Source organism: Paracholeplasma manati, assembly GCF_025742995.1.
Taxonomy (GTDB): Bacteria; Bacillota_I; Bacilli_A; order Acholeplasmatales; family UBA5453; genus Paracholeplasma; species Paracholeplasma manati.
Genome location: NZ_JAOVQM010000001.1, coordinates 205,783 through 220,318, shown reverse-complemented (window position 1 = coordinate 220,318; position 14,536 = coordinate 205,783). Strand labels below are relative to the sequence as shown.

General features: G+C 39.8%; 15 protein-coding genes. 13 read left to right on the top strand and 2 right to left on the bottom strand.

Annotated features, from left to right (window positions below; all coding sequences use genetic code 11):
* Positions 1–11 precede the first annotated feature (11 nt).
* The 13 genes from N7548_RS00935 (at position 12) to N7548_RS00875 (ending at position 11,017) form a co-directional block, all read left to right on the top strand.
* Entirely contained in the window at positions 12–455 is a 444-nt protein-coding gene (locus N7548_RS00935) for a divergent PAP2 family protein (RefSeq protein ID WP_263607503.1), read from the top strand.
* Positions 456–458: 3 nt separating this feature from the next.
* Entirely contained in the window at positions 459–1,310 is an 852-nt protein-coding gene (locus N7548_RS00930; RefSeq protein ID WP_263607502.1) for a DegV family protein, read from the top strand.
* Between the two features lie 75 nt (positions 1,311–1,385).
* Positions 1,386–1,709 (top strand): S1 RNA-binding domain-containing protein, encoded by a 324-nt coding sequence (locus N7548_RS00925; protein WP_263607501.1) that lies wholly within the window; start codon positions 1,386–1,388, stop codon positions 1,707–1,709.
* A 144-nt stretch (positions 1,710–1,853) separates the two neighbouring features.
* Positions 1,854–3,164 (top strand): glucose-6-phosphate isomerase, encoded by a 1,311-nt coding sequence (locus tag N7548_RS00920; RefSeq protein ID WP_263607500.1) that lies wholly within the window; start codon positions 1,854–1,856, stop codon positions 3,162–3,164.
* A gap of 85 nt (positions 3,165–3,249) precedes the next feature.
* A complete protein-coding gene (tsaE, locus tag N7548_RS00915) occupies positions 3,250–3,696 on the top strand; it encodes a tRNA (adenosine(37)-N6)-threonylcarbamoyltransferase complex ATPase subunit type 1 TsaE (RefSeq protein WP_263607499.1) in 447 nt (148 codons plus the stop codon).
* Positions 3,693–4,277, top strand: a complete 585-nt coding sequence (gene tsaB, locus N7548_RS00910; RefSeq protein WP_263607498.1) for a tRNA (adenosine(37)-N6)-threonylcarbamoyltransferase complex dimerization subunit type 1 TsaB — start codon at positions 3,693–3,695, stop codon at positions 4,275–4,277. Before tsaE ends, tsaB begins: the two co-directional genes overlap by 4 nt.
* Positions 4,274–4,726 (top strand): ribosomal protein S18-alanine N-acetyltransferase, encoded by a 453-nt coding sequence (gene rimI, locus N7548_RS00905; protein WP_263607497.1) that lies wholly within the window; start codon positions 4,274–4,276, stop codon positions 4,724–4,726. The genes tsaB and rimI overlap by 4 nt, the downstream gene beginning before the upstream one ends.
* The gene (gene tsaD / locus N7548_RS00900) at positions 4,707–5,699 is read left to right on the top strand and encodes a tRNA (adenosine(37)-N6)-threonylcarbamoyltransferase complex transferase subunit TsaD (RefSeq protein ID WP_373425167.1); all 993 of its coding nucleotides are present in this window, start codon (positions 4,707–4,709) and stop codon (positions 5,697–5,699) included. The genes rimI and tsaD overlap by 20 nt, the downstream gene beginning before the upstream one ends.
* 27 nt (positions 5,700–5,726) lie before the next feature.
* Entirely contained in the window at positions 5,727–7,136 is a 1,410-nt protein-coding gene (locus N7548_RS00895; protein ID WP_263607495.1) for a hypothetical protein, read from the top strand.
* 63 nt (positions 7,137–7,199) lie between these two features.
* Positions 7,200–8,126: an aldo/keto reductase gene (locus N7548_RS00890; RefSeq protein ID WP_263607494.1), complete on the top strand. Its 927-nt coding sequence runs from the start codon at positions 7,200–7,202 to the stop codon at positions 8,124–8,126.
* A 104-nt stretch (positions 8,127–8,230) separates the two neighbouring features.
* Entirely contained in the window at positions 8,231–8,695 is a 465-nt protein-coding gene (locus N7548_RS00885) for an RDD family protein (protein WP_263607493.1), read from the top strand.
* A gap of 1 nt (position 8,696) precedes the next feature.
* On the top strand, positions 8,697–10,211 hold the full coding sequence (locus N7548_RS00880; RefSeq protein WP_263607492.1) for an alpha-amylase family glycosyl hydrolase: 1,515 nt from the start codon (positions 8,697–8,699) through the stop codon (positions 10,209–10,211).
* Positions 10,211–11,017: a DUF1189 family protein gene (locus N7548_RS00875; RefSeq protein WP_263607491.1), complete on the top strand. Its 807-nt coding sequence runs from the start codon at positions 10,211–10,213 to the stop codon at positions 11,015–11,017. Before N7548_RS00880 ends, N7548_RS00875 begins: the two co-directional genes overlap by 1 nt.
* Before the next feature lie 32 nt (positions 11,018–11,049).
* Here N7548_RS00875 and N7548_RS00870 read toward each other — a convergent pair whose 3' ends face one another.
* Entirely contained in the window at positions 11,050–11,442 is a 393-nt protein-coding gene (locus N7548_RS00870; RefSeq protein WP_263607490.1) for an LptM family lipoprotein, read from the bottom strand.
* Position 11,443: 1 nt separating this feature from the next.
* Positions 11,444–14,359, bottom strand: coding sequence for a type I pullulanase (gene pulA / locus N7548_RS00865; RefSeq protein WP_263607489.1), 2,916 nt, complete (start codon positions 14,357–14,359; stop codon positions 11,444–11,446).
* Positions 14,360–14,536: the final 177 nt, after the last annotated feature.

Genomic DNA, 14,536 nt, shown 5'->3' with positions numbered 1-14,536 from the left:
GGTAGCCTTTGATGGACACGGCACAACAAATCATTAATCATTCAATTATAGCGTTACTCGCAGCTCAATTTTTGAAGTTCATTACATTTAGTGTTAAAGAGAAAACATTCCAACCTCGAGCATTGATCTCAACCGGTGGGATGCCATCTTCTCATAGCGCTTTGGTAACTTCTTTGACTGCGAGTATTTATCTTTATGAAGGCATAGGATTGTACTTTGCCATCTCATTAACACTCGCATTGGTCGTTATACATGACTCGATGGGCATTCGTCTAGAAGCGTCCAAACACGCCATGATGTTAAATGCAATCAACGAAAAACTTGGATTAGAAAACGATCATATCAATAAAGGTAAAGCCTTAAAAGAACCACTAGGTCATTTTCCAATTGAAGTATTTGCAGGGTTCTTATTGGGGATATTGGTCTCGATATTGGGATTTTATATTGGAGGGTAGTACATGAATCGAAACAAGATTGGTGTCGTGGTTGACTCCACATTTAAACTCACACCAGAATTCGTATCTAAAAATGACATACGTGTGGTTTATTTAGACATCATTGTAGGTACTGAAACCTATAAAGATGGCGATTTGACCAATGAACAGATTTACGCCTATATGGATCAAAATAAAAAAGTATCCACTTCGCAACCAGCACCCAATCGTTTTATGATTGCTTATCAATCTTTATTGGATGAAGGTTATGAGCACGTGATTTGTTTAACCGTTTCGCAATCTTTAAGTGGCACTTATAATAGTGCATTGCTTGCGAAAGACATGGTAGATGAAAAAGACAAAATTACCGTTTTAGATACCAAATCAGCCATTTGTGGGGCTGAATATCTAACAGAACGTTTGATTGAACACATTGAATCCAAGCCCTCTTTAGAAGCGATATTAGAAGCATTTCTCGCCGATAGAAGTCATGGTTCGTTAATTTTTACGGTCGATGATCTTAATGTGGTTGTTAAGAGTGGTCGTCTATCAAAGATTCAAGGCATGATTGGCAATCTACTCAAAATCAAACCCATTTTAAGATTTGACCAAGGCGTACTCAATGTCGAACACAAAGTGAGAAGCACAGAAGGTGTACTCAATTATTTAACGACTGAAGTTGGCAAATTATCAACAAAAGCCAAAACAGTGGTTCGTATTACCTACACCACCACCTCGGATGTGGCACATCAATTTTGTGATTTGATCAAAGAAAAATTCGACAATGTGACCGTCACAGTGACTGGAAAAATCTCCGCTGTCATCGCTGTACATGTCGGAAAAGCTGGGTTAGGCATCTATTTAGCAAACCAATAAGAGGGCAACCTCTTTTTTCTTTTTCTTTTTATCCTCGAAAAACACATGATATAATAAAACAAACGGGGTGGTTTTATGTACACAAAAGGCGACATCATCGACGTGGTAGTCACTGGCATCGCACCCTATGGTGTGTTTGTCAAAATCAATGATTATACGGGCTTAATTCATATTTCTGAAATCTCAGACAAGTTTGTTAGAGATATTAGTCAGTTCGCCATGACAGGCGATCAAGTCAAAGTCATCGTCATCGAAGCTGATGAGGATAATAAACAATTAAAACTCAGCTATAAGAAATGTGACCGTTCTAAAAAAATCAAGATTTGTGATATGAAAATCGGATTTAGAACGCTTGAAGAAAAACTACCTGAGTGGATTCAAGAGAAAATCGATGCTTAAGATAAGCGCGGATACCATTATCCACGCTTATTTTTTTCTTAACAAAGGTCAATTGAAGCGGTTTGTAACCGTTTTATGAATGATATTTATATCATAAACTTTGAAAAGTGATATAATGGTATCGTTCAAAAAGGATGTGTAACTATGATTAAATTAAATACAAAACATGCAGTATCATTTTTAAAAGAAAGCTTGCCATCACAAGCAAAAATCCAACAAATCCATAAACAAATTCATGAAAAAACCGGTAGAGGTAACGACTTTTTAGGGTGGTTAGATCTACCTGTGAATTATGACAAGGCAGAATATGCCAGCGTATTGGCTTCTGCGAAAAAGATCAGAGAACAGTCACAAGTCTTGGTCGTTATTGGCATTGGTGGGTCCTATTTAGGCGCGAAAGCAGCACTTGAAATGCTTAGACCTGCATTCCCTAAGAAAGACGATTTAGAAGTCATTTTTGTCGGACATCAAATCTCCGCTGCTTATGCGAAATCATTACTTGGGTATCTCGAAGATAAATCCTTCTCAATCAACGTGATTTCCAAATCAGGTTTAACCACCGAACCAGCCATCGCGTTCCGTGTCTTCAAACGTTATCTAGAACAACGTTATGGTGAAGTTGAAGCCGCTAATCGTATTTATGTAACCACCGATAAGGCACGTGGCGCATTAAAACAACTTGCCGATGAAAAAGGCTATCCAACCTATGTGATCGCTGATGACATTGGTGGTAGATACTCCGTTCTAACCGCTGTTGGTCTATTGCCAATCGCTGCCGCTGGTATTGATACCGATGCCATCTTAAAGGGTGCACAACAAGCTTACAATGAGTTCTTGAATGAATCCAATGTGGCTTATGATTATGCAGCGCTTCGTTATGCTTTATACAAATCTGGTAAGAAGATTGAAATGCTTGTCAACTACGAACCTAGCCTCGTATTCTTCTCCGAATGGTGGAAACAGTTATTTGGTGAATCCGAAGGTAAAGAAAACAAGGGATTATTCGTGGCGAGTGCTGCCTTCTCAACCGACCTTCACTCACTAGGACAATACATCCAAGAAGGTGAAAGAGATTTGTTTGAAACCGTCATTAAAGTCAATAAGACCGCTGAAGATTTGGTCATTGAATCTGAATCAGTCGACTTAGATGGCTTAAACTACCTTGCAGGTAAGTCGATGCAATTCGTCAACGAAAAAGCCTTCCAAGGGACTTTATTAGCCCATGTGGATGGCGGTGTGCCTAACATCGTTTTAGAAATTGAAACCATCAATCCAGAAACCTTTGGTTATATGGTCTATTTCTTTGAAAAAGCGTGTGCGATGTCAGCTTATCTACTCGATGTTAACCCATTTGATCAACCTGGTGTTGAATCCTACAAGAAGAATATGTTCGCTCTTTTAGGTAAAAAAGGGTATGAAGATTTAAAACAAACACTTGAAAAGAAATTGAAGTAAAAGGCGTTCATCGCCTTTTTGTTTCCTATCGATGCACAATGGTTTTCTTTATTGAGAAAAATGATAAAATAATTACGGTGATATCATGAAAGAAAAATTCACAAATTCCGCCAAAGAGACCACTTTCTTAGGGTATCAAGTTGGCTTATTATTAAAACCAGGCTCTGTTCTTTTATTAGAAGGAGACCTCGCCGCAGGCAAAACCACCTTTACCAAAGGGATTGGACAAGCCTTAGGCATCAAAAGAACCATCAACAGTCCGACCTTTACCATCATGAAACGTTACATGGTGGATGAAAACAAACTCTACCATGTCGACTTATATCGCTTGGACGAAGTGGGCTCTGATTTTGATTTAGAAGACTACATCAATTCAGATGGTATTTCGGTGATTGAATGGCCACACAAAGTGAGCCATATTTTACCACGGGAGTATTTGTTGGTTCAGTTTGATGACTTAGGCAATGATCAACGAAAGATTACCTTTACAGCCAAAGGTGAAAAGTATGAAAGGGTGGAATACTACCTATGAACCAAATCCTATTTGATTCGTCCACTGGGGTCTTAGTCATGGCCTTGGCCAAAGATGGCCGTATGATTGATTATTCGATCCGTATTGGGAAAAAAGACCATGCGAAATATGTGGTGGATAGAATCGATCAAATGCTCAAACGAAAATTGCTCACCATCGACCAAATCGATGAAATCATTGTTGGTTATGGTCCAGGGTCATACACCGGCTTGAGAATCGCCGTGATGGTTGCGAAAATGTTGGCGTATACCAAAAACATCCAACTTAAAGCAGTTTCCTCATTGTACTTTTTATCCTCAGGGATTGAAGAAGCGGTCGCGCCGATGATCGATGCTAGAAATGGCAATGTCTTCGCTGCGATTTTTGGCGAAGATCAGATGATATTAGAAGAAGGGTTATATACCATTGACTATGTCAGAGAAGTGGCTAAATCCCATCAAGTCAAACCGTATTTTATCGATGAAAGACATTATGAGATTGACACTAAGAAAATCATTCAAAAGAGTTTTGATATTGAAGATGTCCATCACTTCGTACCAAACTACTTAAGAATCACAGAAGCGGAGCGCAACCTCGAATGATTCGTAAAATGACGACAGACGATATCGATACCGTTGTCCGCCTTGAAGAACAGGTATTCGGTCATACGCTTGGTTACGATATGCTATATAATGAAGTTAACAACCACGACTTCGCCCATTATTTTGTCGATGTACAAGACAATGAAATCGTTGGGTATGTCGGTTTATGGATCAATGATGACATTGGACAAATTGTCAATTTCTTAGTTAAACCAGACAAACAAGGTCAAGGCTTAGGCAAGGTTTGGATGACGTTTGTGATGGACTACTTTAAACAAAACCAAGTCCACATCATTTCATTAGAAGTCAGAGAAACCAACGAAAAAGCCATTCGATTGTATGAATCGTTCGGCTTTAAGAAAAGTTATAAGCGTCTTAAATATTATGATAATAAGATTGACGCACACGTTTTAATTTGGAGGGATAATGATGCTGATATTAGCCGTTGAATCCAGCTGCGATGAATCCTCAGTAAGTATCGTTAAAGATGGGAAAACCGTCTTAAGCAATGTGGTTTTATCACAAATAGATATTCACAAAGTATATGGTGGGGTCGTACCAGAGATTGCGTCTAGACACCACATTGAAAATATGACCATTGTATTTGAAGAAGCACTTAAACAGGCAAAAGTCACCCCACAAGACATCGATGTGGTTGCGGTGACGGAAGGACCTGGTTTGATTGGGTCACTCTTGGTGGGCATCAACGCAGCGAGTGCCTTCGCATTCGCACACAACAAACCACTGTTGGGTGTAAACCACATGATTGGACACATCTATTCTGCCAACATTGAAAACGAGATGAAGTTTCCTTTAATTGCCTTGGTTGTTTCTGGTGGACACACAGAACTGGTCTACATGAAAGAACATATGTCATTTGAATTGCTGGGTGAAACCCAAGATGACGCGGTGGGTGAAGCTTACGATAAAGTGGGGAGAATGCTTGGTTTAGCGTACCCAGGCGGACCAATCATCGATAAACTCGCTCAAGTTGGGAAACCATCGTATGTCTTACCAAGACCAATGATTGATGAAGATTCTTATGACTTTTCATTCTCAGGTTTGAAGAGTGCCGTTAACAACATGATTTACCACATGAAACGTAAAGAAGAAGTGGTCAATGTCGAAGATATGTGTACTTCATTTCAAGCGAGTGTGGTCGATGTTTTGGTATCTAAACTCAAAAAGGCAGCGACCGACTTTGACGTCAAACAAGTCCTCATCTGTGGCGGTGTCGCTGCGAATAAAGGGCTTAGAAACCGTGTTTTTGAAACTTTAAAAGACAAAGAAATCATCATCCCATCGATGCAGTATTGTACCGACAACGCTGCGATGATTGGGGCAGCTGCTTATTATACCTATCAACAAAAAGGCCCACTCAAAGATTATATTTTAGGTGGACAATCTTCATTAGACTACTAAAACTCAAAAATAAAAGGGGTGAGTGTTATGAAGTTCCTGTATAAATTAGTCCTTAGAATTACCATTGTATTACTCGTATTGGCTTTGATTTTCATTGTCTTACCTTTGGCGTTGTTGTATAAAAAGACAACGGCACCAATCGATCAATATGTGGCATCTTCTGAGACCGCGTTCTATACTGAACTCGATAGCGAACTTTCCACACTGATTACCGATACCAACGCGGATTCAATCACGTTAAGCGTGACTGAAGCCTATTTAAACCGCGTCATTCAAAAAGCCTTATCGAAAGACAATCCGAAGTATCTAAATCCATCTGATGAAGGTGAAATGGCACACGATTACATGATGGTATTTGGAGGATCTGTTGGTCTTAAAGGGCTTTGGACGACCATCAGCGATGATCAAATTAAAATCACTGCAGGTGCCGATTTCGTTATGGGTGGTTCTGTATTGTATCAAACTGGCTTTGAAATCATCTTTGACATCGTATTGTCAGAAAACGATGAATACTATTTAAAGGTTGATAAAATCCAAATGGGTAGCATGCGTCTACCACTCAAGCAATCCTATCAATTGACCAATTTTATCGTCAACCAAGTCACCAGCAAGAGTTTAAATGAACTGGTTGCGGATTACATGAACTTTGGTGATTTTGATGCAGAAGCCTTCAGTTTTACGGTGGGTGAAACCGAATTGACGGATTTCCTATATGACATCGACCCAACGTTCGCCGCGCTATTAAAAATCATCTACAAAGAATCGTTATTGGTGATGGATATCTCAGATACCGGGTTTGACATCGCATTGGATTTAGGTGCCTTTAGAAGACTCAATACCGATTTGGATGCGCCTGTATTTACCAAATGGGAAAACGATTTGGATAAAGCGGCATTCATGGCTTCGCTTGCGACACAAGCGGCCACCAATGCATTCTTAAACCCAACCGACCCACGTATGGATTTAACCGAAGCCGATGTGAACGCCATCTTAGATTATACTTTAGGGGATAAAGTTCAATTTGACTTCCCAATCAAGTTCAAACTCAATGGCAATGATATCGAATATAAGTTCAGTTCGACCAACCTATTCGTTCGCATGCAAGGCGATGTATTATCCATTCATTTAAAGATGTCTTTAACCAAAGTGGGTATGGCTGGTGCATTTGACATGCAGTTCAATTTACGTGGTAACATCAGCATGAATGCGAATGGCGATATGGTTTTAACCATTTTGGATTCAAACATTGGCGAAATCGATTTAGATCAAGCTACTTTAGCAAGCCTCATCGCGATTTTTCATGAAGACTTGATGGTCGGTAATACGATTGTGATTCCAAAAGAAAAAATCAATGAAATGTTCCAAGGTTCTGGTATTGTCATCAATAATAGTTATGTTATTAATGGTGAATTAAGACTTCATTTTGGATTGGAATAAAAAATCAACTAGACTCATTTTGAATAAATGGGTCTTTTTGTTATGATAGGACTGGTGATTGATATGAAATCTGTGATTTATGCAAAAACGAATAAAACCATCCACCGTATTGGCTTTGGTGCGTGGCAACTCAACAACCCCCTTTGGGGATCGATGTCAGAAGATGAAGGGATCCAATTAGTTCAAACAGCCATCGCTTCAGGCATTAACTTTTTTGATACAGCCCCAGGCTATGGGAACGGTATGAGCGAAACCATTTTAGGTATAGCCATCCAAGGCCGTAGAGAACAGGTGGTTATCAATACCAAACTGGGTCATTTGGCCGATGGCACTTCGGATTTTTCAGTAGAATCCTTAGAAAGTCAAATCCTAGCCTCACTCAAACGGATGCAAATCACTTACTTAGATAGTGCGATATTACATAACCCAAGTCATGATATATTATCCGGCAAAACGGCTCATTTCCAACAGTTAAACCAATTGAAACAAAAAGGTTTGATTCGAGCATATGGGGTATCGATTGATACGTATGAAGAATTGATGACGGTCTTGAACCACGTGAAAGTCGATGTCATCGAAATCCTTTTCAATGTCTTTTTTCAAGGTCCAGCTCAAGGCTTTCAATTGGCGAAAGAAAAAGGCGTCAGCTTGGTTGCGAAAGTTCCACTCGATTCGGGGTGGTTGACAGGTAAGTATAACCAAGATTCGATTTTTACAGGCATTCGTAACCGCTGGTCCAAAGACGTGATCAAACGTCGCGCTGACTTAATTGAAGATGTGAAGCAAATCACACAACAAAACAATCTGATTGGTCCCGCCATGGGATTCATTTTATCCTTCCCAGAAATCACAGCGGTCATTCCCGGTATCCAATCGCTCGATCAATTGAAGACCTTTGTTGAAGTGGACTTTACGATTACAGAGACTGTTAAACAAAAACTCATCACGTTGTATCAACAAAAGATACAGTCAAACCCACTGCCTTGGTAGTGGTTTTTTTCTGTGTAAAAATTTGTGTAACGGGTGCCAAACTTGTTATGTAAGCGCTAATCATGTATAATGAATCCGAAATTAGAAAAGAAACGAGGTTTCTTATGATCCCATCCTTTGAAAAACGTGTTCGCGCATTCGCGATTGATACATCCGCCGTCATGTTAATGTTGATGATTGCTTATCCTATGCCACAAACATTCCCAGGTGCTTTAGGTAATACTTTGGTCTATGTCATCGGATTAGGTGGTTTTTTAGGTTTTTATCTTTTACCTTATCTATTCTCGAGTGGACAAAGCTTTGGGAAACGCATCCAAAAAATTAAGATTGTCGATGTGTCAGGCAAAGATGTACCCCTATGGCGTATTTTACTCAGAGAAGTCTTTAAGTTAGCGATGTCTATTTTTACTTTTGGAATCTATATGGTCATCAGTTTCTTCATCTTAAGTGACCAATCGAGAACCATCCATGACTATATTTTTAAAACCAAAATGATTGATTTAGAAAAGCGTACCGAACGTGACCAATATTTCGGCACCACTGAAAGTCTAAGGAAGAAAGGACTCTAACATGAAAAAAATCCTGAGTTTATTATTACTGGTTCTCATATTAACCGGTTGTCAACCGAAAAAAGAAGCGGTTAATTTAGCTGAAATCAACCCTCAAAATGATGTTTATTATCAACTCTTCGTACGTTCATTCGCCGATAGTGATGGCGATGGTATTGGGGATTTGAATGGGATCACTGAAAACCTCGATTACCTTGAGGATTTAGGGATAACCGGCATTTGGCTCATGCCAATCAATCCTTCCCCCGCTTATCATGGGTACAGTGTGACCAACTATTATGATATTGACCCAGAATATGGCACATTAGATGATTTCCAAAACTTGATTGATACAGCCAAAGAAAAAGGCATTACCATCATGATTGATTTGGTCATCAATCATACATCAGATCAACACCCTTGGTATGTGGATGCGAGAAATTCACTCAGCAGTCCATACCGTAACTATTATATTTGGCAAGGCTCTACCGCTTTCTCATCCTTTGTGGGTGGGATGGTAGATTTGAATCTAGAAGACGAAGCGGTTAAAACCGAGATTAAAAACATCTTTGATTTCTATCTTGAAATGGGCGTCAGAGGATTCAGATTAGACGCTGCAAAGCACTTTTTTGATAAACCAGGTGTCAGTGCAGTCACCCTTAAAAACGCATTCTTCTTACTAGAAATGAATGCCCATGTGAAAGAAACTTACCCGGATTCATTCATTACTTCCGAAGTATTCGAATACAACCACGAATTCAATCTAGACTACTTAATTGGGTCAGATTCCATCTTAGACTTCACCATAGCGAGCATCATTCAAAACCGCATTGGTGTGGGTACAAATACATATCAACTCGCGTCATCCATCAAACGTGTGATGGACGATTATAAAGCAGAGAATGCCAACTATGTCGCTAGCCCATTCATCACGAACCATGACTTAGATCGTATCGCATCGATGTCTGGATTCAATGGGGCACAAGGTCTAGAACGCATGAAACTCGCAGCGAATGTCTTATTAACCTTACCAGGATCACCGTTTATCTATTATGGGGATGAAATTGGTATGAAGGGTTACCGCTATGAAGGTACGAACGTCCCAGGGTATGGTGTGGTATACGATGAATACCGTAGACAACCACTATTATGGGGGAATCCAGCCATTCAAACCACGTGGTTACCAAGCGACGGATCGAACGCGAACACCGCAGATATTCCGACCCAATTGGCTAATCCAAATTCCTTATTGAATCAATATAAGACCATGATTGAACTGAGAAATAGTCATCCAGCCCTAGCCTACGGCAATTATTTCGAACCATTTAAAGACAATCAAGGTGCACTTCAAGGCTATGTTCGTTATTACCGATACGAAGATACTGAAGAAGCCATCCTTGTGATTCATAACTTAGGTGTCACTGAACGCATCTTGGATATCCCACATGAAGAAGTCTTATATGGGTCCTTGGTGTTAGGTGCCTTCCAAACGGTTATTTTAAAGATTAACCCAAGTCAAATTGGAGATTACATCTAATGTTTTTAGTGAAGTATTTTAAAGCGTCCTTTCAGTTTGAAAGCTTATTGACCCATTTTGATGAGCCATTTAAACGTTTATGGGTGTATTTCATTGTATTGTCTTTGATTGCGTTATTTCCCATGAATTTCTTGATTCAAAGACAAGAAGGTTTTCGTTTGGATTTTATCGAACAAGATTTCTTAGAAGAAAGCCCAAATTGGATCTTACCAAGCGATTGTTCGATTGAAGTCAACCGTTTGATCTGTTCAAACACAACCAAAACGGTGCTTACACATCAAGATGTCACTTACATTTTTAACGGTACCAATGCAGATATAGACCTCTCTAAAAAACAACTCGTTCTAACCTCAGACACGGTGATTTATACCGATGGTGAAGGGGCGAGAATGAGTGGGTCTTATCGAGGGTTCAATGACACATTTAATTTCAATACGTATAATTTAATGGATGATGCTGAACAAGTGGACGCGATGTTGTTGTTTGCGAGAAGCATTGAAGGTTCATTTAGCCGTTACACCATTTTATATGCGTTACTGACCAATACGTTTGTTTCGATATTGGTTCAATTCGCCTTTGTTTTATTACTAGGTGCGGTATTACAGTTGTTTAGGTTTGGCTATCAGTCTTTTCCTAACTACTTTGATGGTTTAAAATTCATCATACTATCGATGGGTTTACCAAGTGTAATCGGGTTTATCATCGGGATTTTTGTACCATCATTTGGTAGTGTGTTTTACCAGTTAGCGATGGGCTTAACCATCATGATTGTGATGTTAAAGTATGGCAAAAAATGCCTAAAATAAAAGGGTTGTCCAAGTGGACAGCCCTTATTTTTTTAGCCAATGACAATGAGTTCAACGGTTTTTGAACCGATGCCTGGTTGGGTTGGCGATTCATTGATTTGATAAATCACATACCCATTGGTGATGGTTTCTGCTTCAAATGAGGTCACAGAATCGTATAAGTTTACACGTAGGGTGGTTTTGGTTTGACCAATCGACTCCGCGTATTTCAAATAGATTTGGGTTGCGACACCATTCGCGATTTCAAGTAGTTCAGCTTCTGTGTATTCAGCAGACGCGAGATCAATACCCACGGTGATTTCACCGTAATAAACGGTTTCTTCTAAGACATCTAAGCCCAAAATCGTTAATTTTTCTTCACCACCACAAGCCGCGAGTGTGAACACACTCACGAGTAGTAACATTAAGAATGCTAGTTTTTTCATATTAGTTACCTCCTTGGTTCAATTGAACATCGAATGAACCACCGGTGACTTGTAAAACATAATGATAATAAGTAACTTTTCCAAACGATTCTTTGACAGATACGGTCACCGCGTAGAAACCAGGGACGTTGGTGTCATGGAAATTGGAATAGTGAATTTCAGCACTGCTATCGTAGACTGTAATGTTGGATGCAGGATCGTAATTCTTACCCTTACCCACTTTGACCAATTCATTTTCCACAGCGATTGGTTCAGTAATTTCAACCAAAATCATCGAAACGTTGGCTGGAACAAACACAACACCATTGACCACATCTAGTCCGTTTGGATTAGACGATTCTAAGGTTGTCAAGATACGGTAATTCTTGCCAGGGGTTAAACTGACTTCGGTCAGACCGCCAGAAGCTTTTTGGCTGTGAATCACGATGACTTCTGGTTGGGTTGCAGTACCTTCAATCTTAAACGCGATCGCTTTATTGCCTTGATTTGTAGGTAAGAAGGAGATACGGCTATCGATTTCAGAAGCAGAGGTCATTCTAAATTGTTGATAGTCTTTACGAATTTGGATCAAATCTTTATAGTATTCAAATACATTTAAGTAGGTTAATTTACGATCCCAACGTAATTGGTTGACTGAATCTGGTGATTCATAGGAATTGTGGTCATAACCACCCCCTTGAAGCGGTTTAGAACGCATGAATTCAACCCCGGCATGTAGGAAAGGAACCCCTTGGCTGGTTAGTATGATCGCATTGGCTTGAACTTGTAATAATTCAGCGTTAGCAACAGATACCCCGGTTAATCTCAATTTATCAAATAAAGTGTTATTATCATGTGCTGACACATAATTGATGGTCTTAGAAGGATCTAAGTGCCACGCATTGATGTTGTGTTTGCTAGAAGCGATACCACCTAAGATACCATATTTAATGCCATTGACTGCACCATCATCAGAACGGCCTTGTACCCAACCACCTTCAGCGGCGTTGAATACAGAACCTTTGACAGCGTCACGAACGACATCACTAAATGCGCCGACACCATCGATATTTTTTAGATTATCTTTATCGGCTTCTAATGAACCAGATAGGGTGGTTGTACCACCATTCCAAGGTTCACCATAAATCACGATGGTTGGATCAATTTCATGAAGCATATCAGAGATTTGATTCATGGTTTCGACATCGTGTAAAGCCATGAGGTCAAATCTAAATCCGGATAAGTTATATTCGGTAGCCCAGAACTTAAGGGAATCCAACATAAACTTACGGGTCATTGAACGTTCTGATGCGGTTTCATTACCTGTACCAGAACCGTTAGAGAAGCCACCTGTAGAGGTTAATCTGTGGTAATATCCCGGCATGATGCGGTGGAAGTTTGAGGTATCAGATTCACCAGTATGGTTATAAACCACGTCCATGATGACTCGAATATCCTTATCATGAATGGCTTGAACAGCGGTCTTGAATTCAGTGATACGATTCGCACCATCGAATGGGTTGGTAGAATAAGAACCCTCTAATGTGTTGAAATGATATGGCATGTAACCCCAGTTAAAGGTATTGGTATAACGTGGGTTGGTTGCGACTTGGATTTCATCGACATAACCAAAATCAAATATAGGTAATAATTGAACCGCATTGATGCCAAGTTCTGCCATATGGTCTAAACCAGTGGTCACGGTGACGCCTTTAGAAGTATAGCGAGTACCCGCTTGCGAAAGCCCTAAGAACTTACCAGCCCAAGCAGGGTTACCACCCCATGAACTATGGGTGGTTAAGTCTCTGACATGCAATTCCCAAACGATATAATCGGTTGGATTGGTCACGTTATTTGGTCTTTCACCATAGTTCCATCCGCTTGGATTGACTGTGCTGAAATCCACAATCATACCACGTCGACCATTCGCACCTGTGGAATATGCATATGGGTCAGTCACTTCATAAGTAACGTTATTGTTGGTAACTGAATAGGTATAGTACTTACCATTTAAGTTACCAGGCACGACAGCTTCCCAAGCACCATTTTCAATCTTTTCTAGATCAACGGCTTGGTAAGGCGTTAATTCATCATTCAAATTACCTGAATTGTCATAATTCGGATGGTTTTGATTGTATAGATTTAAGGATACTTCTGATGATAATGGTGCCCATAATCTAAATACAGTATTTCCACCTTCGAATGTAACCCCGAGTTCGCCATCATAGGTATACGCGCTTTCAAATGCAGGCGTATCATATAAACTCGCGATGGAAACGACTTGAGAAGAAACGATACCACCAGGGAAAGTAACGTTGAGTGTATATTGTTTTGAAATATTAACATTCGGCACACTGATGGTCAAATCTTTAGTGGTAGGAACCCCTGAAGCTACTAAAGTATCATTTTCATATACTTGATAACTTTCAGCCATGTGCGTTAATGTCGCTTTCACTTGATTGCTGACATTAAAGGATGCGGATAAGATTTTTGGACGATAGTCTGGAATGTTGTTTGCTAAATCGGCTTGTGAAGTACCGAATTGAACTGAGCCTTGGACAAAGTATGCATGCGCAACACCGTCAATAACTTCTGCGGTAGAAAGGTATATGTAGCGATCGCCACCCGGTTCGCGATAGCCATCCCAGCCACCTTGTTTTATGATAATCCCAACAGCAGTAGAATTCGCATAGGTAGTGGTTAAATCGATTTCGATCCAAACCCCATGCTCATCCTTTTGTTGCGGGTCAAAGTTGTGTTGAACACCACCAGCAGATACTGGCTGATATGGCCATAACCAAATGTTAAAGTCTGTATAGGTATCATCATAACGGAAGTAGTGAACAACCAGTTTTGTAGGGGCACCATTTGCATTAACGATGGCGTGGAACCCTAATGATGAAAATAATACGACTAAGAGCAATAATATTTTTTTCATTGAAACACCTCTTTCATAAACACTATATCATGCTATTTGAAAATGATTATGAAAAAATGATAGCGTTTGCAAGAAGAAACCGTTTGCACATTATCATATACGCTAAAGCGTTTACATTATTTCGCGCGTTATGATATGATTACGAGTAGAAGGATGGAAACATTCTCAAAAACATTA